The organism is Bradyrhizobium sp. USDA 4454, from assembly GCF_054822705.1.
This window is the reverse complement of record NZ_JBTRCN010000001.1, coordinates 5279030-5304296: the sequence shown is the minus strand read 5'-3', so window position 1 is coordinate 5304296 and position 25267 is coordinate 5279030. Positions and strand designations below refer to the sequence as shown.

General features: G+C 65.9%; 21 protein-coding genes and 1 pseudogene. 16 read left to right on the top strand and 6 right to left on the bottom strand.

All coding sequences use genetic code 11. The annotated features are described in order from the left end of the window. From ACVIW0_RS24710 to ACVIW0_RS24700, 3 genes are all read right to left on the bottom strand, one after another. Nucleotides 1-1296: a hypothetical protein gene (locus tag ACVIW0_RS24710; protein ID WP_461354714.1), complete on the bottom strand. Its 1296-nt coding sequence runs from the start codon at nt 1294-1296 to the stop codon at nt 1-3. Between the two features lie 128 nt (nt 1297-1424). Beyond that, nucleotides 1425-1685 (bottom strand): hypothetical protein, encoded by a 261-nt coding sequence (locus tag ACVIW0_RS24705; protein ID WP_461354713.1) that lies wholly within the window; start codon nt 1683-1685, stop codon nt 1425-1427. A gap of 123 nt (nt 1686-1808) precedes the next feature. Further along, nucleotides 1809-2117 (bottom strand): hypothetical protein, encoded by a 309-nt coding sequence (locus ACVIW0_RS24700; protein ID WP_461354712.1) that lies wholly within the window; start codon nt 2115-2117, stop codon nt 1809-1811. Nucleotides 2118-2343: 226 nt separating this feature from the next. On the opposite strand from ACVIW0_RS24700, the gene ACVIW0_RS24695 reads away from it, so the two are divergent. From ACVIW0_RS24695 to ACVIW0_RS24640, 12 genes and pseudogenes are all read left to right on the top strand, one after another. Continuing rightward, complete coding sequence (locus ACVIW0_RS24695; protein WP_461354711.1) at nt 2344-3528, top strand: polysaccharide biosynthesis/export family protein; 1185 nt, start codon at nt 2344-2346, stop codon at nt 3526-3528. Between the two features lie 31 nt (nt 3529-3559). Further along, on the top strand, nt 3560-5014 hold the full coding sequence (locus ACVIW0_RS24690; RefSeq protein ID WP_461354710.1) for an O-antigen ligase family protein: 1455 nt from the start codon (nt 3560-3562) through the stop codon (nt 5012-5014). Continuing rightward, the gene (locus ACVIW0_RS24685) at nt 4989-5762 is read left to right on the top strand and encodes a hypothetical protein (RefSeq protein ID WP_461354709.1); all 774 of its coding nucleotides are present in this window, start codon (nt 4989-4991) and stop codon (nt 5760-5762) included. The genes ACVIW0_RS24690 and ACVIW0_RS24685 overlap by 26 nt, the downstream gene beginning before the upstream one ends. Nucleotides 5763-5891: 129 nt before the next feature. After that, nucleotides 5892-8165 carry a polysaccharide biosynthesis tyrosine autokinase gene (locus ACVIW0_RS24680; protein ID WP_461354708.1) on the top strand — a complete coding sequence of 758 codons (2274 nt, stop codon included), beginning with the start codon at nt 5892-5894 and terminating at the stop codon, nt 8163-8165. Between the two features lie 13 nt (nt 8166-8178). Further along, nucleotides 8179-8991: a hypothetical protein gene (locus ACVIW0_RS24675; RefSeq protein ID WP_461354707.1), complete on the top strand. Its 813-nt coding sequence runs from the start codon at nt 8179-8181 to the stop codon at nt 8989-8991. After that, nucleotides 8988-9740, top strand: a complete 753-nt coding sequence (locus tag ACVIW0_RS24670; protein ID WP_461354706.1) for a class I SAM-dependent methyltransferase — start codon at nt 8988-8990, stop codon at nt 9738-9740. Before ACVIW0_RS24675 ends, ACVIW0_RS24670 begins: the two co-directional genes overlap by 4 nt. Nucleotides 9741-9743: 3 nt before the next feature. Then, nucleotides 9744-10184: pseudogene (locus ACVIW0_RS24665) on the top strand (glycosyltransferase family 4 protein); the annotation flags it as partial. A gap of 128 nt (nt 10185-10312) precedes the next feature. Next, on the top strand, nt 10313-10861 hold the full coding sequence (locus ACVIW0_RS24660) for a glycosyltransferase (RefSeq protein ID WP_461354705.1): 549 nt from the start codon (nt 10313-10315) through the stop codon (nt 10859-10861). Then, the gene (locus tag ACVIW0_RS24655) at nt 10858-12150 is read left to right on the top strand and encodes an O-antigen ligase family protein (RefSeq protein WP_461354704.1); all 1293 of its coding nucleotides are present in this window, start codon (nt 10858-10860) and stop codon (nt 12148-12150) included. The genes ACVIW0_RS24660 and ACVIW0_RS24655 overlap by 4 nt, the downstream gene beginning before the upstream one ends. Continuing rightward, nucleotides 12147-13466, top strand: coding sequence for an MATE family efflux transporter (locus ACVIW0_RS24650; protein WP_461354703.1), 1320 nt, complete (start codon nt 12147-12149; stop codon nt 13464-13466). The genes ACVIW0_RS24655 and ACVIW0_RS24650 overlap by 4 nt, the downstream gene beginning before the upstream one ends. Beyond that, nucleotides 13463-14089 (top strand): class I SAM-dependent methyltransferase, encoded by a 627-nt coding sequence (locus ACVIW0_RS24645; protein ID WP_461354702.1) that lies wholly within the window; start codon nt 13463-13465, stop codon nt 14087-14089. The genes ACVIW0_RS24650 and ACVIW0_RS24645 overlap by 4 nt, the downstream gene beginning before the upstream one ends. Before the next feature lie 58 nt (nt 14090-14147). Beyond that, complete coding sequence (locus ACVIW0_RS24640; protein WP_461354701.1) at nt 14148-14819, top strand: class I SAM-dependent methyltransferase; 672 nt, start codon at nt 14148-14150, stop codon at nt 14817-14819. Nucleotides 14820-14840: 21 nt separating this feature from the next. On the opposite strand, the gene ACVIW0_RS24635 is transcribed toward ACVIW0_RS24640, so the two are convergent. The 3 genes from ACVIW0_RS24635 to ACVIW0_RS24625 form a co-directional block, all read right to left on the bottom strand. Beyond that, nucleotides 14841-15557, bottom strand: coding sequence for a class I SAM-dependent methyltransferase (locus ACVIW0_RS24635; RefSeq protein ID WP_461354700.1), 717 nt, complete (start codon nt 15555-15557; stop codon nt 14841-14843). A gap of 8 nt (nt 15558-15565) precedes the next feature. Continuing rightward, nucleotides 15566-16876 (bottom strand): nucleotide sugar dehydrogenase, encoded by a 1311-nt coding sequence (locus tag ACVIW0_RS24630; protein ID WP_461354699.1) that lies wholly within the window; start codon nt 16874-16876, stop codon nt 15566-15568. A gap of 79 nt (nt 16877-16955) precedes the next feature. Further along, nucleotides 16956-18263 (bottom strand): glycosyltransferase family 4 protein, encoded by a 1308-nt coding sequence (locus ACVIW0_RS24625; protein WP_461354698.1) that lies wholly within the window; start codon nt 18261-18263, stop codon nt 16956-16958. 117 nt (nt 18264-18380) lie between these two features. On the opposite strand from ACVIW0_RS24625, the gene ACVIW0_RS24620 reads away from it, so the two are divergent. From ACVIW0_RS24620 to ACVIW0_RS24605, 4 genes are all read left to right on the top strand, one after another. Next, entirely contained in the window at nt 18381-19631 is a 1251-nt protein-coding gene (locus ACVIW0_RS24620) for a glycosyl hydrolase (RefSeq protein ID WP_461354697.1), read from the top strand. Between the two features lie 107 nt (nt 19632-19738). Next, nucleotides 19739-21925: a bi-domain-containing oxidoreductase gene (locus ACVIW0_RS24615; RefSeq protein WP_461354696.1), complete on the top strand. Its 2187-nt coding sequence runs from the start codon at nt 19739-19741 to the stop codon at nt 21923-21925. Continuing rightward, nucleotides 21922-23925 carry a heparinase II/III family protein gene (locus ACVIW0_RS24610; RefSeq protein ID WP_461354695.1) on the top strand — a complete coding sequence of 668 codons (2004 nt, stop codon included), beginning with the start codon at nt 21922-21924 and terminating at the stop codon, nt 23923-23925. The genes ACVIW0_RS24615 and ACVIW0_RS24610 overlap by 4 nt, the downstream gene beginning before the upstream one ends. Continuing rightward, nucleotides 23922-25082: a glycosyltransferase gene (locus tag ACVIW0_RS24605; RefSeq protein WP_461354694.1), complete on the top strand. Its 1161-nt coding sequence runs from the start codon at nt 23922-23924 to the stop codon at nt 25080-25082. The genes ACVIW0_RS24610 and ACVIW0_RS24605 overlap by 4 nt, the downstream gene beginning before the upstream one ends. Nucleotides 25083-25267: the final 185 nt, after the last annotated feature.

Here is a 25267-nt window from a genome sequence, read left to right as displayed (position 1 = left end):
CTAGCCCGCCTGCAGCCGTGGACGGCTGATGCGCTGGGCCAGTCCTGTTCCGATCACGGCTCCCAAAACGATCACTCCGGGCAGTGCCGGCAATTCCGGCAAGGTGAAAGCGGCAAGCGCCTGCGTCAGCAATACCGCCGCCGCGGCCGCGGAATAGGACCAGTCACGGCCGCGATTGCGGGCGCCGGCCGTGAATGCCGCGATGCCTACGACCGTAGCCGCGAGTAACGTCCAGAACATGGCGGAACCGAACTGCGCGATCAAGGCGGCCGCGCTGGTCGCGACCACCGGCCGCGTGGCTGCGCCTTGCCAGTCCATGTAGGTCGACGCCAGCATTGCCGTGGTGCCGGCGCCGCTGCCGAGCGCGGGCAGGTCGGCGAGCAGATTATGGGTCGATTGCACGAGCTCGGCCGGCGCATCGGCGAAGGCAATGGCAAGCGGGACATCCGGATGACGGTTGGCGAGCGCGGTCGCCAGCGCAATCAGCGCGATCGCAGCCGCCGCAGCAGCGCTGCTCCAGCGATGCAGATGAAGTTTTCGCGCGGCGAACGTCATCAGGACGAGCGCGATGCCGGCGGCGAGCGCGATTGCGGCACCGCGACGGCCATACCAGCAGGCGCAGACGGTGCACAACAGCGCGCTCGCGGCAAACAGCCAGCGCAGCTGCGCCAACCGCGCCTGGGTGCGGCCGTCGCCGTGCCCGCCGCCGATATCGAGCGCGCGCGCCAGGCTGAGCGGGACGCCGGCGAGGACCACGAGCAGGAAGCCGTTTGCCGTCTCATTACGCGCAGCGCTGGCCGCGCCCAGCCACGTTTTGAGCGGATCGCTGTCCGATAGCAGGATCAGGCCCGCAACCGCCGCCGTCACGGCGATGCTGCGTGCCACCCCGTCGGCGCGGCGGGCATCGATCGCGATCGCCGCGGCGGTGATCATCACTGACAGAAACGAAAGCCAGGCCAGCAGCGCGCCAAGGCTTGCGCCGGTATCGATCGTGATGCTGCCGGTCAGCGATGCGCCGAGCGTTTCGCCGGCGAACTTCCACACCGGATTCGCCAGGGCCGGCAGCGGCAGCATCTGCAGGATGATCCAGAGCACCGGCAGCAGCGCTGCGGCCATCGCGGGGCCGGCGATCGATTTCAGGAACGACAGTTCACCGGGGCGGATCGCCGTCAGGCTTGCCAGCAGTCCGAGCGACGTTGCGGCACCGACCAGACCGGTGGCGATCGATCCGTCGATCAAGCCGAGCGGAATCGACGCGCCGATCAGGATGCAGATGAAAGCCGTGACGTTCCACACGAGAAGGGCAATTCCTGAGGAGGTTGTTCCTGCGGAGGATGAGAACGCGAGGCAGCGGGATGCCCCGGGCTTGCCGCGAGGTCAATGGGAATCGGGCGCGTCCAATGAGGCGGGGTTATGCGGCGTTATTACGGGCGGCGCAGGGCGAGCAGCGGCGTGGAGCTGCGAAACCAGCGCGACCAGACCAGCGGCGCGAAGCTACTCGCGAGATAGCCGCCTTGCAGCGCCACCATCGCGATGACCATGCACAGCAAGGTCTCTGACCACGCGCCTCCGATCACGACGAGCAGCGCGAGCTCTGCAAGCGCCACCAGCGCCAGCACCAGACAGTGCTGGCGTAGCCCGAGCACGGCGCCGCCGATCAAATTGCCGAGGAAGACAAATAACATAACCAAACCCTGCGCCTGCATCCTAGCGGGCCGGGTGCTAAGCCGGGGTTAATCTGATGGTCGGAAATCCACGGGATGCGGCGGCGATCGGCGATGCCGGCGGCTATGTTAATCGATTAACATTTAGAACGGGCGCAGGTCGCCATAGCTATAGGCCGCCCAATAATCGCGGCCGCCATACGGCCCGTACGCGCCATAGAGCGGGGCGCATGAATAGCGGTCGGGACAGCCGCGCCAGCACATCCGCTTCCACTGGCAGATATCGCCGTGACAATATTGCAGCCGCTGGCAATTGCCGCTGATCCGCTCGACCGCGCGCGGAGCTTTATAGACGGCCAATTCAGCGGCAAAAACGCTTGAGCCGCCAACCATGAAGGCGACCGTGCCCAAGGCAATTCCAAAGGCAATCGTCAGGGACTTCGTGCGGGCCATCGACCCCTCAATCGGTTAACGCAAACTTCTCATTCACAGATAACTGGAGCATCACGCAAAATCAAAGCCGGACTGATGTCGCGCCGGGTCTTTCTCGCACGGCGGTGCGTTGGTGTCGCCGAATTGCCGCACCTTGCTAACATTCTTTATCAATTGTACCGCAATATATCGCGGAACCTTGTGATTGTGTTAATCGGCGTGTTACGGCACGGCCGGAGTATTTTGAATGTCGCGTGCGAATTTCATTCGGGTGATGTTATTGCTTGCGGCTGCCGGATGGGTCGGCGGTTGCCATTACATGCCGACCAGTGGTCCGACCAGTTCTGATGTGCTTGCCGGGCAGAAGGACGCGGAAAGCCTGCCCTATGCGATGGTGAAGATCACGCCGCAGGTCGAGAACGTGCTGGCGTCGTTCGCGCCGCAACTCGCCGGCGGCATTCAGGGCCCGCCGCCCAAGGACATCCATTTCGGCATCGGCGACGTCGTCAGCGTCACGATCTTCGAGGCCGCCGCCGGCGGCCTGTTCATTCCGGTCGAGGCCGGCGTGCGTCCCGGCAACTACATCACGCTGCCGAACCAGAACGTCGATACCGACGGCAACATCTCGGTGCCCTATGCCGGCGCGATCCGCGCCAAGAACCGCACCCCGACCGAGGTGCAGCGCTCGATCGTCGATGCGCTGAAGAATCGCGCGATCGAGCCGCAGGCCGTGGTCGCGCTGATCGAGCAGCGCACCTCGCTGATCTCCGTGCTCGGCGAGGTCAATTCACCGAACCGCTTCCCCGCCAATGCCGCAGGCGAGCGGGTGCTCGATGCGATCACGCGCGCCGGCGGCCCGAAAGGACAGGGTTTCGACACCTGGGTGATGCTGGAGCGCGACGGCAAGCGCACCACCGTGCCGTTCGGCCAGCTGGTCTACGAGCCGAAGAGCAACATCTACGCGCATCCCGGCGACACGATCTATGTCTACCGCGAGCCGCAGACCTTCGTCGCCTTCGGCGCCTCGGGCGCGCAGGGCCAATTCAATTTCGAAGCCTGGCGCATCTCGCTCGCCGAAGCGGTCGCCAAGGCGGGCGGTCTGAACGATTCTTCGGCCGATCCGGCCTCGGTGTTCGTCTATCGCGGCGAGCTGCCGGAGGTGGCCGCCAAGCTCGGCGTCGACGTCAGCAAATACTCAGGGCCGATCATCCCGGTCGTCTACAACATCAATTTCCGCGATCCGGCCGGCTATTTCCTGGCCACGCGTTTCCAGTTGCGCAACAAGGATGTGCTCTATGCGTCGAACGCGGCATCCGTCGAGGACGCCAAGTTGATGCAGCAGATCCGCCTTGTCACCGCAACGGCGAACGATCCGATCGTGGCCGCCTACAACGCAACCTTACTTCGTAATTCGATCAAGCTTGCGCCCTGATTTTGGGGCGTGAGCCGGCGTGGCCGGCTTCATGACGCGACTACGATTACCTTCCGGCGCGGGCGAGGCGACGGCGTTGCCATGGCCGGTGCGCTGGTCGTCGTGGCTGTTCTGCGCCGTCGTTGCGCTGGCGCCACTGCCGCTCGGTTCGGTCGGCGCCGTTGCGCCCGCGATCTGGTCGATCCTGCTCGGGATCGCACTGCTCGGCGTGCTGCCGATGCGCCTGCGCGGCAGCCAGCTCGCGATCCTCGTGGTGACGGCGCTGTTGACGGCGCTCGCCATGCTGGTGCTGCACGAGCAATCGGCGGTGCGGCCCTGGCTCGGCGCGGCGCCGAACGCGCTGTGGGCGGAGGCCAGCCAATTGCTGCCGGCCGAGCTGCCGCCCGTCGTGGCGATCGCAGCCAATCTGCCGTTCTATTCCGCCGGTGTTGCGATCGTCTGCCTGCTCAGTTTCGCCATCGGCGTGGTGCTCGGGGCCAATCGCATCCTGGCGCGCGGCTTGTTACGGGCGGTGGCGCTCGCCGGCCTCGTCTATGCGATCGGCGGCCTCGTCACCTTCGCGATCGATCCGACCCGGATCTATCTGCTGCACGAGAAGCAGGCGCATCTGGAGTGGCTGACCTCGCCGTTCGTCAACCGCAACACCGCCGCCATCTATTATGGTTGTTGTGCCCTGATCTGGCTGCTGTTCGGCTGCGAGCTGATCGAGCGGCATTGGCCGTCGCGCCGGGTCAGCCTGCCGCGTCTGCTGGCACGCTTCGACGGGCCGGCCCGACGCCGGCTTATCGGCCATGCGTGCGGCTGGCTCATTTGCCTGCTCGCCATGTTTCTGACCGGGTCGCGCGGCGGGGTCGGGATCTCGCTGCTGGCCGCGGTCGTCGGCGCCGCAATCCTGTTTCGTAAGCGGATGCCGCGCCGTTACGGCCTGATCGTGGCGCTCGGCATCGGCAGCCTGGTCGCGCTTGCTTTGCTGCAACTGCTCGGCGGCGGCGTCGGCGCGCGCTTCAGCACGATGGGCCTGTCGGACGAGGGACGGTTCTCGACCTATCGCGCGACCTTGCGGATGATCTGGGAGCACCCCTGGCTCGGCGACGGGTTCGGATCCTTCGAATGGGTCTATCCGGCCTATCGCACCGACGATATCTCGCTGCGCGGGACCTGGAACCGGGCGCACAACAGCTGGCTCGAGCTGGCGTCCGACGGCGGAATGTTAATGGCCGGCGCCGTCATGATCGCGCTGCTCGCAGCCTTCGGCGTGCTCGCGCATGGCGTGCGGACGCGCCGCCGCGACATCATCGTACCGCTGGCGGCGCTGTGCGCGTCGGTTGCCGGTGCGCTGCATTCGATGATCGATTTCTCGCTCCAGATCACCGGCTATGCCGTCGTTATCGCCGCCTTGCTCGGGGCGGGCCTGTCGCAGTCCTTCCGCTCCGGCGGCGCCCGCGGCGACCGTGACAGCCATGTTACGGCCGGGGCGGCCGGTTAACGTTGATTTCGCGCGTCGTGCGGCGCTGGTTGCCGGGCAGGGTTTTAATTGGCGCGATAACTCTGACTATGCTAACGAACTGTTAGTATTCGTTAGGGAGATAGCTGTGTTCACATTTGAACGATCCGGCGGTTTTTCCGCCTCGCGGCTGGCGGTTTTTATGATGCTGGCGTTCGCGGCGCCCGGCGGCGCTGCGATGGCGCAAACGCCTGGCGGGCTGGTCCAGCTCTCGCAGGCGGTCACGAATTTCAAGGCCAATCCGGAGCAGTTGCTGACCCAGTTTCCGAACGCGGGCGTGGAGTTGACCTCGCGGGCACGCGATTTCGCCGTCAACGATCCGACTGCGCTCGATCCGCTGATCGCACTGCTTGCCAAAGCAAGCAAGGATCAGAAGACGGCGATCGCCGCCGGTCTCGCCCAGGCCGCGCGCATCGTGGTGCGCAGCAACCAGCCCTACGCCACGCGCATCCAGCAGGCGATTGCCGACACCAAGGACCTCGACACCGTGATGGCGTTTGCCGCAGCGTCGGGTGATACCGGTACCGCCGCGACCGGTGCCGGCGGCGCGGGCAGCGCCGGCGCATCCGGCGGCCAGACCAGCGCCATCGGTGCCAATGGCGCCGGAGGCGGCACGCTCGAGGCGATCAACGGCAACAGTGTGAACACCGGCATCTTCAGCTTCACCTCGTCGGTCAGCAGTTCGGGCAGCACGACGGGCACCACACTCATTACCACAGTGACTCCCTGAGCGGGCTTGCGGTCGCCAATGAAGAACTCTCTGCAGCAATGCGCTTCGATGTCGGCGGCGGGACGCGTTCCTGCGCCATTGGAGGGCGCGAGGGCAGGATCCATCCTGCCGGCGCGGCGATAGGACGAGATGCTTCAGCGCAACCAGATTCCGCCGACTGTCGATCTGAGAAATCGTCCGGCCGAACTGCCGTCGCTGGCGGAAACCTTCGACGCCTTCGTCACCTATCTGCTGCGGCAGTACTGGGTGATCCTCGGCACCGCCGGGCTCTGCCTGTTCGGCGGCATCTGTTATCTTGCGACGGCGGCGCCGAGCTACACCGCGCTTGCCACGATGATCATCGACACGCGCAAATTCCAGGTGTTCCAGCAGCAGTCGCCGGCGAACGACGTCCCCGTCGATTCCTCCGCGGTCGAGAGCCAGGTCGAAATTCTGAAGTCGGAGAACGTGGCGCTCACCGTGATCCGCGACCTCAAGCTCAACGAGGACCCGGAATTCATCGGCTCCAAGGCCGGCGCGGCGGGAGCGGTGCTGGATTTCGTGACCGGCCTGTTCGCCGGCAGCGCGCCGCCGAACGAGTTCGACCGGACCCGGCGCGCGGTCCGCACCTTCCAGAAGCAGCTCGACGTCCGCCGCCGCGGCATGACCTATGTGATCGAGGTCAGCTTCCGCTCGCTCGATCCGGAGCGCGCGGCGCAGATCGCCAACGCCGTCGCCGACGCCTACATCGTCGACCAGCTCGATTCCAAGTACCAGGCGACCCGCCGCGCCAGCGTCTGGCTGCAGGACCGCATCCAGGAGCTGCGCACGCAGGCATCCAATGCCGAGCGCGCGGTGCTCGACTACAAGAAGACCAACAACATCGTCACCTCCAGCGGCAAGCTGCTCAACGAGCAGCAGCTCGGCGAGCTCAACACCCAGCTGCTGCATGTGAAGTCGCAGGTCACCGACGCCAAGGCCAAGCTCGACCGCATCGAGGCCGTGGTGAAGGGCGGCGTTCCCGATGCGACGGTCGCCGATACCCTGAACAACCAGGTCATCACCAAGCTGCGCTCGCAATATCTGGAGCTTGCCAACCGCGAGGCCGATTGGTCGTCGCGCTATGGCTACAATCATCTGGCCGCGGTCAACCTGCGCAACCAGATGCGCGAGATCCAGTCGTCGATCATCGACGAGCTGAAGCGGCTCGCCGAAAGCTACAAGAGCGACTACGCGATCGCCCTGCAGCGCCAGGACGAGATCGAGCGCGCCGTCAACGATTCGGTGTCGCAGTCGCAGTCGACCAACCAGGCGCAGGTCACGCTGCGCGAGCTCGAGAGCTCGGCACAGACCTATCGCTCGCTCTATGACAACTTCCTGCAGCGCTACATGGAAAACGTGCAGCAGCAGTCGTTCCCGGTCAGCGAGGCGCGGGTCATCACCCGTGCCTCACGTCCCCTGAGCAAGAGCCATCCGCAGACCTTCGTCGTGCTCGCGCTCTCGGCGCTCGGCGGTCTGATCGCCGGCCTCGGGCTCGGCGTGCTGCGCGATCTCTACGACCGGGTGTTCCGCACCGCTGAAATGGTCGAGACCATCCTCGACGCCGATTGCGTCGCCATCGTGCCCCGCGTCGCGCCGGGCCAGCTCAAGCCGCCGCTGGCGGGGCGCCCCAATTTGCCGGTCCGTCCGCGCACGATCCAGCGCGGCGACGAGGCGGTGCTGTGGGCGGCGATCGACTCGCCGTTCTCGCGGTTCTCGGAAGCGATCCGCTCGATCAAGGTCAATGCCGACCTCAATGTCACCAAGCCGTCGAAGATCCTCGGTCTGACCTCGGCGCTGCCCAACGAGGGCAAGTCGACGCTGGCCTTCGTGTTCGCGCAACTGGTGGCGCAGAGCGGGGGGCGCGTGTTGCTGATCGATTGCGACCTGCGCAATCCCTCGCTCAGCCGCAAGATCGCCGCGACCGCCGAGCGCGGCATCCTCGACGTGCTGTCGAACAACGCGACATTGCAGGACGTGCTGTGGCGCGATCCGGAGACCGGCCTTGCGTTCCTGCCGGGCGCCACACGGTCGCGCATCGCGCATTCGCACGAGGTGCTGGCTTCCGACCAGATGAAGGATTTCATCGACGGGGTCCGCAGCCAGTATGATTACGTGATCGTCGATTTCCCGCCGCTGACGCCGGTGGTCGATGTCCGCATCACGGCGCACTTCGTCGATTCCTTCGTCTTCATCGTGGAATGGGGCAAGACGCAGGTGCAGGTGGTCGAGCGGGCGTTGCGCAGCGCCCGCGCGGTCAACGAGAACCTGCTCGGCGTCGTGCTCAACAAGGCCGATATCGCCGCGATGAGCCGCTACAGCGGCTATGGCGGCAAGAACTACTATTACAATGCGCACTATGGGCGATATGGCTACACCGAGTGAGACACGCGGTGCGATGTCCCGGCGTACCGCGGTCTGGTTCGCGCGCGGCTTGCTGGCCGTGGTCGCGTGCTCGTCGGTCGCCTGGGGCGCGACCACCTTGCCGGCCTTTGTCGACCAGGCCCGGCTGGATGGCGCCAGCGACCTGATCCTGCGCAACGTCCCGGTCAGCGATGCCGAGCTTGGCGCGCTTGCGCCGGCGCTCTCCCGCGCCGCGGCGCCATCGGATTGCATGCCTGCGAGCGATCGCAGCGCGGCGGTGATCCGGCTGCGGCTTGCCGAGAACGCGCTCGCTTCCGGCGATCAGGTCGACGCCCGGATGGGTGAGCTCGATGCGGCGATCCGCAAGTCGCTCGGCTGCGCGCCGTCCGATCCCTATCTCTGGCTGGTGCTGTTCTGGCTTCGCAACACGAGGCAGGGGTTGAGCGACGCCAATTTCGACCTGCTGCGGATGTCGTACCGGCTCGGACCCAATGAGGGCTGGATCGTCGTCAAGCGCAGCGCCATGGCGCTCGCGATGCTCGATGCGCTGCCGCCCGACCTTTCGGCCGAGGTCGTGGCCGAGTTCGCGCGCCTGGTGAAGACCGAGCTCTACACCGAGGCGATCGATCTGCTGAAGGGACCGGGCTGGGTGCACCGGGAAAGGCTGCTGGCCGGCCTTGCCGCCGTTCCACAACGCAACGCCGACATCCTGACCAAGACCATGGCCGACATCGGATATGACCTCGACCGCCGCTCGCCGGCGGAACGGCGCAACCTGGAGCGCAAATCGACCGACCGTCTCGACGAGCCTGCCCGAATGACGCCCGAAGCGGGGGCTAGGCCATGACGATGGAATTTCTCGTCGGACGACACAACGCGCATTATGAGGGCGTCTATTCGGCGCAGGAGCGCGACTGGCGCCGCGTCTGCGCGGTCGACAAGGCCGATCATATTGCCGGCCTGCTTGGTGCGTCCGCTGCCAGGATCGGCAGTGTGCTCGAGGTCGGCTGCGGCACCGGCGCCGTGCTGGCGCGGCTGTCCGCGATCGGTGTCGGCCGCGATTTCACCGGCATCGACGTGATCGATCCTGCGACCAATTTGGAGACCGAAGGCGCTGCTTCGGCTCCGTTCCATTGGTCAAGCTATGACGGTGCGACGATCCCGTTCGCCGACCGATCGTTTGATCTGGTCTATGCCAGCCATGTGCTGGAGCACGTGCCCGAGCCGCGCGCGTTCCTGCACGAGCTCGCTCGTGTCTCGCGGGACTTCATCTATGTCGAGGTGCCCTGCGAGTTGCACGCGCGGACCAGCCGCGGGGCGCTGCAATCGACGCTCGTCATCGGCCATATCAATTTCTACACGCCCGATACGTTCCGGCTGCTGCTGGAGACCGTAGGGCTCAAGGTCAAGGACTTCGGCACCTGGGATCACAGCCTGCCGGTGCATGCTTTTCATTCGTCGCGGTTCAAGGGGCTGGTGAAGAGCATCGTGCGGAAGTCGCTGTTGTCGGTCGGCCCGGGCGTTGCGACGCGGCTTGCGACTTATCATTGCGGAGCGATCTGCCGGCACGATGCGGTGCCGCGACGGGACCAATAAGCCATGGCGCCGCGCGTGGTCGTCTTCAACAACATGATCACACCCTATACCAACCGGCTCTACAACGAGCTGGTTGACCGTGGGCTTGATCTCGCCGTGTTGTCCTGCACCGCGCAGGAGGCCGATCGGTTCTGGGCGGGCTCGTTCACGCCGCGCTACACCACGCGTACGGTGCCCGGCGTCTCGATCCCGCTGTCGCGATCGCGTCACACCCATGTCAATATCGGGGTCGGGCGCGCCCTGAATGCGCTCGCGCCCGAGCTGCTGTTCGTCAACGGGCTGTATCCTTCGATGCTGGCCGGCGCGGCATGGGCGCGCACCAACGGCAAGGCGTTGGCGCTGACCACCGACGGTTGGCGCGAGACCATGCCCAACACCCCCTATCACCGGCTGGCGCGGCCTTGGCTGCTGCGCCAATGCGACGCGGTGGTGTGTTGCAGCGACAAGGGCAGGGCCTATTTCCGCGAACAGGGAGTGGCCGACGACGATCTGTTCGTGGTGCCGCTGGTGCCGGCATGGGATCCGCCGGCAACCGTGCCCGCCTTCCACGACCGCCCATTTCATCTGCTCTGGTGCGCCCGCATCAACGACGACGCGCCAAGAACGCGATCTTCTTCGAGAACGTCGCGATCGCGCTTGGCAGGGTGCTGCCCGGGCTCAGGGTGCGCGTGGTCGGGTCCGGCGCCGCCGAGGCGCGGATGCTGGCGCGGCTCGGTGATGCCGGCATCGATGTCCGCCACGACGGCTATGTGCCATGGCAGGCGATCTCGGATGTCTATCTGCAATCCCGGCTGCTGCTGCTGCCCTCGCTGCTGGAGCCGTGGGGGCTGGTGTGCAACGAGGCGATGCAGTGCGGCGTGCCCTGCCTGGTGTCGCCGCATGTCGGGGCAGGCGGCGAGTTGGTGCGCGATCGCGATAACGGCCATGTTTGCGCGCTCGATGAACAGGTGTGGGTCGAGGCGGCACGCGGCCTGCTTGAACATCCCGCGCGCTGGGAAACGATGTCGGAGCGCGCCCGGCAAAGCGTGCGGTGCGATGCGCTTGCCGACGCCGCGGCGCGCTTCACCGCTGCGGTCGATCATCTCGTGAGGGCGCCGGCCCGGCAGGAGGCCATGCCATGATCGGACGATGGTGGTGGCGAACCGATGTGTTCCTGCACGCCTATCTGGTGATGGTGCTCGGCTGCATCTATTTCCTGTTCAATTTCATCGAGGGCATCTCGTTCGCGGAACGGGCCGGCGAATCCACGCTGTTTCGCGGCGCGTGGCTGCTGCTCTACATTCTCTTGATGCTGCATATTGCGGTCGACCGGAAGCGGTTCGGCCTGCTGGTGCTGCAATCGCATCTCTATCTGACGTTCATGGCCTTCGCGCTGCTGTCGCTCATGCTGAGCGCCGACCCCGCCGGCTCGTCGGTCAAGTTCGCGATGTATCTGTTGACCACGATGTTCTCGGCCTGGGTCGTGATCAGCTGTCCGGTCGATCGCCTCGTCGATACCTTGTTTCGGATCGGGATCGTGGTCCTGATCGTTCACGTCGTGCTGTTTCCGGTAATCGGCTCGCAATGGGACTACGACCCGCTGCATCGGCCGACGGTGCTCGGCACCCAGGCCTATGCCGGCGTGTTCGGCCACAAGAACCTCGCAGGTGCCTTCTTCGGCCTGATGGTGCTGATCTGCTTCGTGCGCATGCTGGCGGGGCCGCGCAAGCAATTCGGCTGGTCGCTGCTGCTGATTGGCTGTCATCTGTTTGCACTCGCCGCCGCCGGCGCGGCAGGACCGCTGATCAGCATGCTGACGGCGCTCGCCGTCACCTTCGGGCTGCTGCTGGTGGTGCTCGGGCACAGGGGCGCTGCCGCGATCTACTGGCTTGGCCTCGCCTTCGTGGCGCTTGTCGTGTTCGTCGTGCCCAGCGACGAATTGTACGGGCTGGTCGGCCGCAGCGGCAACCTGACCGGCCGCTCGTTCCTCTGGTCGGTGTGGCCGTATTTCTTCTGGCGGCACCCCTGGCTCGGCTACGGCTTCTCCGGGTTCTTCAACGAGCTACCGAACTCGCCCGCGAACGAACTGACCAACATGGCGCCGTGGAATACCGAGTTCGGCTCGTTCGAGAACTCCTACCTCGACGCCTTCCTCCAGTTCGGTCTGCTCGGCGGCGTGCTCTACATCTTGCTGCTCGGGCGAGCGTTGTGGAACACCATCGTCTTCACCTTCGAGCGGCGAGGAATGTACTGGCTGGCGCCGTTCGCGATGCTGCTGTTCGTCGTGGTCGCCTCGGCCAACGATTCGAGCCAGCTGCTGCACAATTATTTCGGCTGTGTGCTGGTGTTCTGGTGCTATTTCGGGCCGGAGGCCAGGCTGCAAACGGTGCAGCGGCGGGCGTTCACCAGATTGCGTGTGAGTGAGGCGTGAGTGCGTTGACCGACAGGTTGGATCGCGCGGCGGACCAGTCCCGGGTCGCCGCTGCTATGAGCGGTTCGTTCCGCCGGCTGCGCCGTGCCGGCGGCAATGTCGCGCTCGGCCTGCTCGATCAGGCGCTGCTCAGCGGCGCCGCCTTCGTGCTGACGATTGTGCTTGCCAACGTGCTCGACATCAATTCGTTCGGCCGGTTCAGCGTCGCCTGGTCGTTCTCGATCCTGATCGAGGCGGTGCTCCTGCGCGGCCTGTTCGACGACGGCCTGCCGGCGACCGCGCATCGCATCCCGAGATCGTCGTGGCCGCAGCTCCGGCTCGGCCTTTATCTGTCGTCGCTGCTGGTCTCGGGTACGCTTGGCTTGCTGCTGGTGATGGCAGGCCTCGTGATCGCCGCGATCGGCGGCGAAGCGGGCGGGCTCGTGATCGCAACCGGGCTCGCGATCCCCGCCGTTCGGCTGCAAAGCATGTTCCGCCGCGTCTGCTATCTCGACGGGCGGCTGCCGCGCGCGGTGGCGTCGTCGCTGACCTATTGCGGGGCGTTGGTCGCCTCGGCCGGGCCGATGATCGCCCTGAAGCTCACCGGCGCGGCCGCAGCGATGGCGTGCATCGCGATCTCAGCCGCGGTCGCCGCGAGCCTGCTGCTGGCCCACACCAGCGAGCTGGCTTGGCCGCAGGCAAGAATCTTCCGCGGCTCGCTGCGGCGCCTGTTCCGGAACGGCCGCTGGTTCGTCGCGACGTCACTGACCTATTGGATCGGCAGCATCGGGCTGATCCCGGTGTGCGGCGTCCTAATCGGGCTCGACGCCAGCGCGTCGCTGCGGATCCTGCTGCTGGTGTTCGCCCCGCTCAGCCAGTTCTGCGCGACGATGTTCTCGGTCCGCCTGCCGGAGATCGCATCCGAGCTGCGCGCCGGCCGGCGCAGCGCCGTCGCCGCGGCCGCGCGCGAAAATGCCCTGCTGCTCGGATCGATCGCCGTGGCTTATGGCACGGCGATCGTGCTGCTCGGCCAGCGCATTCTCGCGCTCGTCATCCATGGGCAGACTTATCAGATCGGTACCGGAAGCCTCGCCTTGATGGGCGGTGCGATGGCGCTCGACGCGGTGTGGCTCGGCCTCGCATTGCCGCTGTTTGCCACCGGCAAGCCGCAGCGGTTCATGCTGAGCCGGATCGCAGGCCTCGTCGCGCTGTGCTGCGTGCTGCCGTTCGCGGCCGAGGCGTGGGGGGTGATGGGCGCGGTTGCGGCGATGGTCGCCTCCAGCGCGGCGTCGGTGATCACGGTCGTGCTGACCAATTCGGCGCGAGAGCAGGCATGACCGACGACGCACCCGGCCGCGTGCTCTCGAAGCTGCATATCGGCGCTTTCAATTGCGGCATCGAGGGCTGGATCAATACCGACATCACGATGCATCTGTGGATCGCGCGCCTGCCGTTCGCGGCGAAGGCGCTGCATCTCGCTGGTCTGCTGAGCGATGCCCGCTATGCCGAGCATCAGCAGGGCAAATTCGCGGGGCTCCGCCATATGGACCTGACCAAGCCGCTGCCTTTCGCGGATCGCAGCCTCGCCGCGGTGTTCAGCGCGCATGTGTTCGAGCATCTGTTCCCCGATGAGGTCGAACGGCTGGCGCGCGAGATCGTGCGGGTGCTGGCGCCGGGCGGAGTGTGCCGCATCGTCGTCCCCGACATGGAACGGATCGTCGCGCTGTACGATCCGGCGGCGCCGCAGGCCTTCCTCAAGTGCGTGTTCGAGATCGAACGTCGCAAGGAGGCGGCCTTCGCGCATCACTGGGGTTTTACCCGCGCCTCGCTGGCGGCGCTGTTCCGCGACGCCGGGTGCTCGGAGACCCACACGAGAGCCTATCGCGAGGGCGTTTGTCCCGATATCGACCGGCTCGACAACCGGCCGGACGAATCGATCTTCTTCGAGGCCATCAAGTGAGCGGGAAAGATCGCATGTGTCGTGCTAGACCGACGCGACCGGTAGCAGGAGACTGATCGTGCTGGGCGCCATTCAGGCCCGATTTTCCAGTGCGGCACGCCAGCGGCGCGGCGAGTTCCTCGTCCGTACCGTGAACCTGCCGCTCGATGCGAAGATCCTCGATCTCGGCGGCGGCACCGGCCGGCACATCCGCGCGATCCTGCCGCGCCATAGCGACATCACGGTTTGCGACATCTCGGCCGACGATCTGAAGGCGGCGCGCGAGCGCTTCGGCTTCAAGACCGTGCTGCTGCGGGAGACCGAGCGCCTGCCGTTCGACGATCAGGCGTTCGATTTCTGCTTCTGCTCGTCGGTGATCGAGCACGTCACCGGGCCGAAGCAGGACGTGGTGACGATCGCAAGCGACGCGGATTTTCTGAATGTCGCGCGCGAGCACCAGAACCGCTTCGCCGCCGAGATCTCGCGGGTCGCAAAGTCCTTCTACGTGCAGACGCCGTACCGGTACTTTCCGATCGAGAGCCATACCTGGCTGCCCGGCATCATCGTGCTGCTGCCGCGACGGCTCCAGATCGCGCTGATCGACACGTTCAACCGCTTCTGGTTCAAGCGGACCGCGCCCGACTGGCACCTGTTCGACTGGCGCGAGATGACGGAAACCTTTCCGGACGCAAAAATCTATCGCGAACGCTATCTCGGCATGACCAAGTCGCTGATGGCGATCAAGACGTGAGGCGGGCGTCCGCCTGCCGCGTCAATGGTCGCGGCGGGCCAGGATGTTGATCAGCGTGCCGATTGTCGCTCGGCGATCGAGCGCCGGCGGCAGCGGGGAGCCGGCAAAGCTGGAGCCGAGCATCGTGAGGCCATGCTGTCGCAGCAGGCCCTGCATTGCGGCCGGCGAGGTGTCGAATTTGGAGAAGGCGAGATAGCGGAACAGCGGCCGCGCCGTTACGCGTGACGATGCCGCGTGCGCGAGCTTGTAGCCCTGGCGCAGCAGCGATCTGCGGTTCGGGATTGAGACCAGCAGCACGCCGCCGGGCCTGAGCACGCGGTGGATCTGGCGGAGGCACTGCGCCACGTCGGGGACATATTCCAAGACGCTCGCGCACAGCACGCCGTCGAACGATCGATCGGCGAAGGGCAGGTCTGCGATGGTCGGGATATGCCGGAAGGTCAGCCGTTCGGCCGGCGGGTCGGCGAGGCGGCGGCGCGCCGCCGCGATCATCTCCGGCGAGGCATCGACGCCGGTGACGTCGCAGCCGCGTGCGGCGAGCAGGCGCGAAAGCGTTCCAGTGCCGCAACCCGCATCCAGCCAGCGCTGTCCGTTGAGGTCCATGGTTCCGAGCAGGCCGAACATCGCGGCGGTGCGCGCCCTGAAGGTGCGGCTCTGATGCAGCGCCTCCCATCCCGACGAGATCTCGTCGTGGAAGCGGATTTCGGGTCGGTCGCGGGTCTCGGCCATGGTCGCCATGGTCATCCCTACCAATGGAAGCCGCTCACTCTGGCGCTGACTTCGTCGGGCAGTCCGATATCCGACAGTTCGAGCACGGTCTGGTCGGGGCGGCTTGCCGTCAGCGCCGCGAGGAAGCGCGGATCGGCCGTCGTCAGCACGATGATGTCGGCCCATTCGACCGTCGCCGCCACGTCGTCATGCAGCAGGCCGACCAGCTCCGGGTTGCGCATCAGGAAGTCGCGGTTGGCGCCGATCAGCTGCGATAGCTGCACATTGGGGTCGTAGATCCGGATTTCGCGCCGCTCGCCGCGCAGGCTCTTGACCAGCTCGACGAACGGGCTGTCGCGCACATCGTCGGTGCCGGCCTTGAAGCTGATGCCGAGGAAGGCGATGCGGCGCCCCTCGTGCGACAGGATCCAGTCGGCGCCGCGCGACATGATCATGTCGTTGCTCGGCAGGATGCTTTCGAGCACCGGCGTCGACAGCCCGCGGCTGTGCGCCAGGTGCTTCAGCGCCTTGACGTCCTTGGGCAGGCACGAGCCGCCGAAGGCAAAACCCGGCCGCAGGTACGCCGGCGAGATGTTGAGCCGCGTGTCCTGCAGGAAGATGTTCATGACGTCGCGGCCGTCGATGCCGAGCGTCTTCGCGATGGTGCCGATTTCGTTGGCGAAGCTGACCTTCAGCGCATGCCAGCTGTTGTCGACATATTTGGCAAGTTCCGCGGTCTCGACCGGCGGCGTGATCTTGGCGCCTGGCAGGTCCTTGTAGAGCGCCATGACGCGATCGGCGGTTTCCTGATTGAAGGCGCCGACCACGGTCTTCGACGGCGCGTTGAAGTCCGCGATCGCTGAGCCTTCGCGCAGGAACTCGGGATTGAAGGCGAGGTCGAAATCGCGTCCGATCCTGTTGCCGGAGGCTTCCTCGATCAGCGGCCCGACGGTGCCGCGGGTGGTGCCCGGCAGCACGGTAGAGCGGATCGTCACGGTGTGCGGCGCGTTCTTGGCGCGCAAGCCGCGGCCGATCTCGATCGCGACCTGCCGGATCGCGGTGAGGTCGAGATTGCCGTTGCCGGAGGAGGGCGTGCCGACGCAGACCATCGAGATGTCGCTGTTGACGATCGCCTCGGTGGCGTCGGTGGTCGCGGTCAACTGGCCGGTTGCGACCGCGCGCGCCACCTTGTCGGAGATGCCCGGCTCGATCACCGGTGACTTGCCTTCGCGGATCAGGTCGACCTTCGCAACGCTCTTGTCGACGCCGATGATCTGGTGGCCGAGCTCGGTGAAGCAGGCGGCACAGACCGTTCCGACATAACCCAGGCCGAATATGCTGACGTTCATGCTTCGACCTTCGACAGCTTGGAGACGCGCGCCTGGCCGCGCCCGCGCCGCGCTTGGCATGAGTGAGGCGGCAGCGCGTTCAACGTGATGCCCGCCCGGCGGCGGCATTGGCGTTGACGCCGGAGGCCTGTGAGGTCGGCCGCTCCGCGGTTGTGCTGGCGCGTGGCGCGCGGCTCCGCGAGGCTTTCCTGGCGAACAGCGCTTCATAGGCCGCGAGCAGCTTCGGCTCCTCATGGGTCCAGGACAATGCGCGCTCGACGCGGCTGCGGCCGAACGCCCCCATCGTCTGGCGCAGCGACGGATCGTCGATCAACGTCATGATCTTGCTGGCAAAATCCTGCGGGTCGTTCTTCGCTGCATAGAGCGAGGCACCGAGCGCCGAGCGGCGGCCCTCGCGGACGTCGAACTGCACGATCGGCCGTCCGAGCGCCATGTACTCCATGATCTTGTTCATGGTGGAGATGTCGTTCATCGGCGTCACGCGGTCCGGGTTGACGCAGACATCAGCGGTCGAGAGCATCGTGAACAGCGCATCGTCGGCGATCGCGCCGGTGAAGTTCACATAGTCGGAGAGCTGCATCTCCTCGCAGAGCCTGACCACCGCGTTCCACTCCGGGCCGGTGCCGGCGATGTTGAACTGGATGTCGGTGCGGCCGAGATCGTGCACGATGTGGCCGATCGATTGCAGCAAGAGATCGATGCCTTCCGACTGGCCGATCACGCCGACATAACCGACGCTGTAGCGCCGGCCAGGGCGCCAGGCCGGATCGGCCGGGCGCGAGCGCACCCGCTCGAGGTTGGGGCCGGAGCGCACCACGAAAACCCGGTTGGCGGGCATGCCGCCGCGCGTGACGGCGATCTCGCGATAGGATTCGTTGGTCGCGATCGAGACGCTTGCCGTCTTGAAGGTGAGATATTCGACCAGCCGCAGCAGATGCCAGAAAAAGTCCCGTCGGCCGAATTTCGCCTCATAGAGCTCGGGATTGACGTCGTGATGATCGAACACGAAGCGCTTGCCACCGAGCTTGAACAGCAGGCCGATCAGGAAGATCAGGTCGGGCGGATTGCAGCCCTGGATCACGTCGAAGCCGTGCTTCCACGCCACCTTGATTGCAAGCCAGGTTTCCCAGAACAGTGCGACCGGATATTCAATGAGATAGGCGGCGATGCCGCGCGCTTCCACCGGCATCGGATGGCGGTAGATGTGAATGCCCTCGAGACATTCGTAGGCTTCGTCGTGCCCGCGGCCCTGTGGGCAGATCACCGAAACCTGATAGCCCGCCTTGCGCAGCGACGTTGCCTCGCACCACACCCTGCGATCGAAAGGAACCGGAAGGTTCTCGACGATGATCAGGATCCGCCGCGGTGATGGTTCAGCTCTCGACATCTGCGATGATCTATACCATTGACCTAACAACATCACAATCCGACTAACATTGGCATTAACATGCGCGACTTGCACTTAGCAATCCCGGCGCGGATGTGACGGCGACGAGACGAGGACATGGCAGGCAAAGTGAGGGATTGGGGTCAAAGGGCGTTGATTGCGCTGGTTTTGAGCGGGCTCGCGCCGCTGGCCCACAAATGGCCGTTGTCGTGGGCCGGCTCGACCTCAAACGATGCGCTCGTTGCGAGCCGCCTGGACGCGGTGATCCCGTCGACGCTGTTCGGCATGACCGTCAACGCGATCGGGCAGTCGCAACCACAGTCGCAGCCTTGGCCCGAGCTCAAATTCGACGGCGTTCGGCTGTGGGGCGCGATCTACTGGGCGCAGATCAACCCGGCGCCTGGCGTCTACAATTGGGCGCGCTTCGACGCCATCCTTGCCGCCGCGGAGCGCGAGCACGTCGATATCGTGCTCAATCTCGCCTTCACGCCACGCTGGGCCGCGTCGGTGAAGGACGCGCCGCCTGCGTTCACGCCGGGCGCAAGCTCGCCGCCCGCCGATCTGGCGTCATGGGATCAATGGGTGCGCGCGGCCGTCACACGATCTGCAGGTCGTATCAAATACTGGGAAATCTGGAACGAGCCGGAAGATCCCAAATATTATTCGGGCGATATCGCCACCATGGTCCAGATGCAGAAGCGGGCCTACGAGATCATCAAGGGCGCCGATCCCGATCTGATCGTGCTGACGCCGCCGTCCAACGGCACACCCGACGGATATCGCTGGCAAAAGGCCTTCATGGCGCAAGGCGGCGGGCAATATGCCGATGTGTTCGCCTTCCACGGCTATGCCAGCGAACCCGAGGCGGTGATTGGCATCATTGGGCGCTTCAGGCAGATCCTTGCCGCGCATGATCTCTCGGCAAGGCCGATCTGGGACACCGAGGCGGGCTGGTCGTCCTATGAAGACAATCCGGACGGGTGCCTGGCGCGGGCCTACATCCTGAAATGGATCAGCGGCGTCGACCGCTTCTATTGGTACGAGTTTGCCGGCGGCGGCAGCGATTTTGGAAAGTTATGGGATCCGGCGCGCGGGCTGCTTCCGAGCGGAATTGCCTATCGCACGGTCCAGTCGTGGTTGGTCGGCGCGAGCGTCGTGGCCGCAGGCAGGACGTCGCCGACGACCTGGCGGGTCGAGCTTCGCATGCCGGACGGCCGCAATGGCCTGATCCTGTGGACCACCAAGGGCCGGTCGCTCACTCGGATCGATTCGCATTTTCACCGTTACCAGGGCCTCGACGGCGGCGAAGGAGCTGTCACCAACGGCGAGGTCGAGATCTCGCCGAAACCGGTGCTGTTGCTCGAATGATATCAATGTTAAACCCCGGTGGCGGGATAACTATCGATGTTCTCGGCTTCAGTGCCGGCGGCGGGCGCGATACAAGGGCGCTGTTAAATTGAGGCGATTGACCGACTGTGAAGCAGATCGCGCAGAACTATAAGAGCGGCGAGCTCAAGCTGATCGATGTGCCGGCGCCGCGCTGCCGCCCCGGCGGGGTCCTGGTGCGCACGGCATTCTCGGCGGTGTCGACCGGCACCGAGATGATGAAGTTCACCGAAGGCCGCCTGTCGCTGCTCGGCAAGGCGCGCGCGCGACCTGACCAGGTCGCCAAGGTGGCGCGCTCGGTCCGCCAGCAGGGATTGCTTGCGACCTATCAGAAGGTGATGAACCGGCTCGATTCCTACACGCCGCTCGGCTACTCGCTGTCGGGTACCGTCGTGGAGGTAGGCGAAGGCGTCGGCGGCTTCTCGGTCGGACAGCGGGTCTGCTGCGGCGGCAATCAATATGCGACCCACGCCGAATATAATTGGGTGCCGGTGAACCTCTGCGTGCCGCTGCCGGACGGTGCCGCGCTCGATCAGGCCGCCTTCACCACCATCGCCTCGATCGCGCTGCAGGCGATGCGCCAGTCGGAGATCCGTTTCGGCGAGACCGCCTGCGTGATCGGCCTCGGCCTGATCGGGCAGATCATGGTGCGCCTGCTGCGCGGCGCCGGCGTCGTGGTCACGGGTCTCGACCGGCTGGAGGCGCGCTGTCGGCAGGCCGAGGCTGCGGGGGCTGCCGCCTGTGCCGTCGCATCCGAGGATGCCGCGGCCTCCTTTCGCGCCCCGATCGATCGGCTGACCGCCGGCAACGGTGTCGATTGCGTGTTCATCACTGCGGGCAGCGATGATCCCGAGCTCGCATCGCGTGCAGCGGCGCTGCTGCGCGACCGCGGCCGCATCGTCGATATCGGCAAATGCACGCTGAACCTGCCGTGGAACGAATTCTACGACAAGGAGCTCGACGTTCGTTTCTCGCGCTCCTACGGCCCCGGCCGCTACGATCCGCTCTACGAGGAGGGCGGCATCGATTATCCGATCGGCCATGTGCGCTGGACCGAGAAGCGCAACATGGAGGCGATCGTCGCGCTGCTTGCTGACGGGCGGCTCGATTTTTCCTCGCTGATTTCCGAAACGGTGCCGCTGGAGCAGGCAACATCGGCATTCGAGCGCATGAGCCGGGGCGAAGTCGGGCTCGGCATGGTGTTCGCCTATCCGGACGCCGCTCCCCGCATGATGCAGATGACCTATCGTCCGGCGGTTGCCCCGCGCAACGGCCGGGTGCGGCTCGGCGTCATCGGCGCAGGCAATTATGCCTCCAGCATGCTGCTGCCGCAGCTCGCGAACAACGCACGCGTCGATCTCGTCGAGGTCGCCACCAATACCGGCCTGAGCGGCGCGACGGCGGTGCGCAAGTTCGGCTTCGCGCGCGCCTCGACGGATGTCGCCTCCGTGCTCGGCGCCGACGACATCGACGCGGTGCTGATCGCGACGCGCCATGCCTCCCACGCCGTGCTTGCGGCGCAGGCGCTGCGCGCCGGCAAGGCGGTGTTCGTCGAAAAGCCGCTGGCGATCGACGCCGGTTCGCTCGGCCAGTTGGAGCAGGTGATCCGCGAGACCGGCAACAACAGGCTGATGGTCGGCTTCAACCGCCGCTTCTCGCCGCTGCTGCAAGCGATGCGCGCAGCATTCGTGTCGGCAGGCCCGCAAACCCTGCAATATCGCGTCATCGCCGGGCCACTGGAGAAATCATCCTGGTATTTGCAGGCTGACAGCGAGGGCAGCCGCTTCGTCGGCGAAGGCGGCCATTTCATCGATGTGTTGTCCTGGTGGCTCGGCACTGAGCCCGTGCGCGTCTCTGCGAGCGCGGCCGGCAAGGATGTCGACAATCTCGTCGCTACCTTCGACTTTGCCGACGGCTCGGTTGCGAGCCTCAGCTATCTCACCGGCGGCGATCCACGCGTGCCGAAGGAGGCGCTCGAAATATCGGCAAGCACCGGCTTTGCCGCCTTCGATAATTTCGCAGGCTTCGAGGTCTGGCACGCCGGACGGCGGACGACGAAAAAAGCGCGGCTGGACAAGGGCCAGCGGCCGATGCTGGATGCCTTCATCGCGGCGGTCGCAGCGGGCGCCGCGATGCCGATCGGGCTGGATTCGCTGCTTGCAACCACCCGCGCGACGCTTGCGGTGCAGGAGAGCGCGGCCGCCGGCATGCCGGTCGATCTGACACGTGGCACCGCAGAGCGGGGCGCTGTGCGCGCCGCGACCGGCGCGAGATGAATCCGGCCTGGTACCTGCGCAGGCTGCGGCGCATGGAGCCGTCCGAGCTTGCGGGACGGGTGAACGACCAAATGCTGCGCCAGCTTTGGCGGATCTCTCCACCCGATGTCGCGCGGCGCACCGGCATCAGGCTCGCGCCGGGCACACAGCAGCCGCGGCTGAAGCCGCTGCCTTCGCCGGATCGCGCGCCGCCACAAGCCGCCGAGCGGCTGATCGCGTGCGCCAACCGCGTTCTCGCCGGACACTGGCGGATCTTTGCCAGGGATCATGATGCCCTCGGCGAACGGCCCGACTGGTTCGTCGACGTCCGCAGCGGCAAACGGGCGCCCGCTGAAACCTACGCGTTTGCGGTTCCGTATCGCGACGAAGCCGCGGTTGGCAACATCAAGTACATCTGGGAGCCGTCGCGTCACCACCATCTCACGGTGCTCGCGTCCGCATACTACCTGACCTCGGATGAACGCTACGCCAGCCGCGTCGCCGAGCATCTCACAAGCTGGTGGCGCGAGAATCCATTTCCGTGCGGCCCGCACTGGATCAGCGGCATCGAGCTTGGCGTGCGGCTGATCTCCTGGGCCTGGGTGCGCCAGCTGTTGCAGGGCTGGCCCGGCGCGCCGGCGCTGTTCGAGCACAACGATCAGTTCCTGACGCAGCTCTATGCGCATCAATACTGGCTGTCGCAGTTTCCAAGTCGGGGCTCGTCCGCCAACAACCACATCATCGCGGAAGCCGCCGGCCAGTTCGTGGCGGCCTGTGTGTTTCCCTTTTTCCGCGACAGCGTGCGCTGGCGCGTGCAATCCGCCGCGACGCTGGCACATGAGGCGGTTGCGCAAACGCTTGGCTGCGGCAGCAACGCCGAGCTCGCGACCCATTATCACGGCTTTGTCCTCGAACTCCTGCTCGTCGCGGCGGTGCAGGGCGACGCGTCGGGACATCCGCTCGACGATGCTATCTGGACCAATATGTGCCGCATGAGCGACGTCATTGCTGCGATGCTCGACGATCGCGCGCATCCGCCGCGTCAGGGCGATGGCGACGACGGCATTGGCCTGCTGCTCGACGATCACGCCGGCAATCGCTGGCTCGGCTTGCTCGCCGCCGGCGCGCGCCTGTTCGGCGCGCTGCCATGGTGGCCGCGATTGCCGGAGTCCGATCTGCGCACTTTTTTTCTGGCCGACGGCATCGCGGCGCGCGCGGTTGCGGGGCGGCCGGAGCGCCGTCCGCATTTGCTAGCTGAAGCAGGACAGGCCTTTCTCGTCGATGCCGAGCGCGCGGTGTGGTGCCGCTGCGACCACGGTCCGCACGGCTTCGGCCGGATCGCGGCGCATGCGCATGCCGATGCGCTGTCGCTTGAATGCAGGATCGGCGGGGTCGATGTCCTCGCCGACCCCGGCACTTATTGCTATCACGGCGATCCGCGCTGGCGCGCCTATTTCCGCTCCACGCTGGGCCATAACACGCTCTGCCTGCTTGCGCGCGACCAATCGGTGTCGGGCGGGCCGTTCCTCTGGATCCGGCATGCGCGGAGCCGGCTGATCGCGACCAGTGGCCTGGATGACCGTGATGCAGACGCGAGCTGGGTCGCGGAGCACACGGGATATCGCGACGAAGCGGGTCTGGTGCATAGCCGCTCGGTGCGCTTGCAGCGTCAGGCGGCGCGGCTTGTCGTCACCGATATTTTGCTTGGGGAAGGACTTGGCGATAAAGACTTTGCAGTGCCGGCGCGCCTCAGCTGGCATCTCGGTCCCGAGGTTGAATGCAGGCTCGACGGGCGCACGGCGCGGCTCACATGGCCTGGCGGACGCGGCGAGCTCGATCTGCCCGCCGGGCTGAGCTGGACGTCGTATCGCGGTGACGAGACCGTGCCGGCCGGCTGGTACTCGCCATCGTTCGATCTCAAAGTGCCGGCGACGACGCTGATCGGCTCCGGTGCGCTCGCCGCCGGCCAAAGCCTGGTGACGGAGCTGCGCTGGTCGCGAGACTTGGCGCCCCGATCATGAAGATCCTGGTCGCTCACAACAGGTTTCAGGGGGGGCGCGGCGGCGAGGACGTTGTGTTCGAGGCCGAAGTCGACCTGCTGCGCGGCGCGGGACACAGCGTGGAAACCCTCACGGTCAGCAACGAGACGATCAACTCGTTTGCGGCGCGGATCGCGACCACGCTGTCGATCGCAGACAATGCGGAGGGCAGGCGGGTCATGGCGGATGCGATCGACCGCTTCCGCCCCGATGTCGTGCACGTCCACAATTTCTTTCCGCTGCTGTCGCCCGCGGTGTTCGATCTGTGCCGGCAAAAGCACGTGCCCGCGGTGGGGACGCTGCACAACTATCGCACCATCTGCACCGGCGGCATGTTGCTGCGCGACGGCCGCATCTGCCACAAATGCCTGGATCGCGGTCATCTCTGGGGCGCTGCGCATCGCTGCTACCGCGGATCGCTGCCGGGCTCGATGGCCTCGGCCTACATGATCGCGCAGCACCAGCGCCGCGGCACCTGGACGCGTCCCGGGCTGCGCCTGATCGCGCTGACGCAGTTTGCCAAGACCCTGTTCACGCAGGCCGGCTTCGATGCGGACCGGATCGACGTGAAGCCGAACTTCATGGCCGATCCCGGCGCGCCCGATCCGGCCGCGCCGCGCGCCGGATTGCTTTATGTCGGACGGCTGAGCCGCGAGAAGGGCGTCGGGGTGCTGCTCGATGCTGTCGCCGGGACGGACGTGCGGCTGCGGATCGTGGGCGAGGGACCGGAGCGCGCCGCGCTCGCGGCGCGGGCGTCCGGCAATGTGACGTTCCTCGGTGCGCTTTCGCGCGCGGAGGTGCTGCGCGAAATGGCGAAGGCGCAGGCCTTGGTCGTGCCGTCGCTCTGGTACGAGGGCTTTCCGATGGTCGTGGTGGAGGCGTTTGCGCGCGGCACGCCGGTGATTGCCTCCGAGATCGGCGGACTTGCCGAGGTGGTGAGTGCCGGCAAGACCGGCGCGCTGGTGCCGCCGGGCGATGCGGCTGCGCTCAGGCGCGGGATCGCCGACACCCTGGGCGCCCCCGACCTCGCTGCGGCCTGGGGACGGGCCGCGCGGGCCGCCTATCTCGAGCTCTACGCGCCGGGTGAGAACCTTCGACAGCTCGAAACGATCTACGCGCGCGCGGCGCGCCGCGGCTAACATTTGTGAATTCTCTGCTTAATGTTATTGCATATGCGAGTTCTCGCTAAGCCACGGCAAAGCCTTGGCAAACCAGACATTAATGTTAACAAAGCGTGACTGATTGACGCTGCGCTATTGCGAATTAACAATTAACCAAGTCGTGACGTGCGTGCACCCTTGGGTTGCGTCACGATGAATCGATT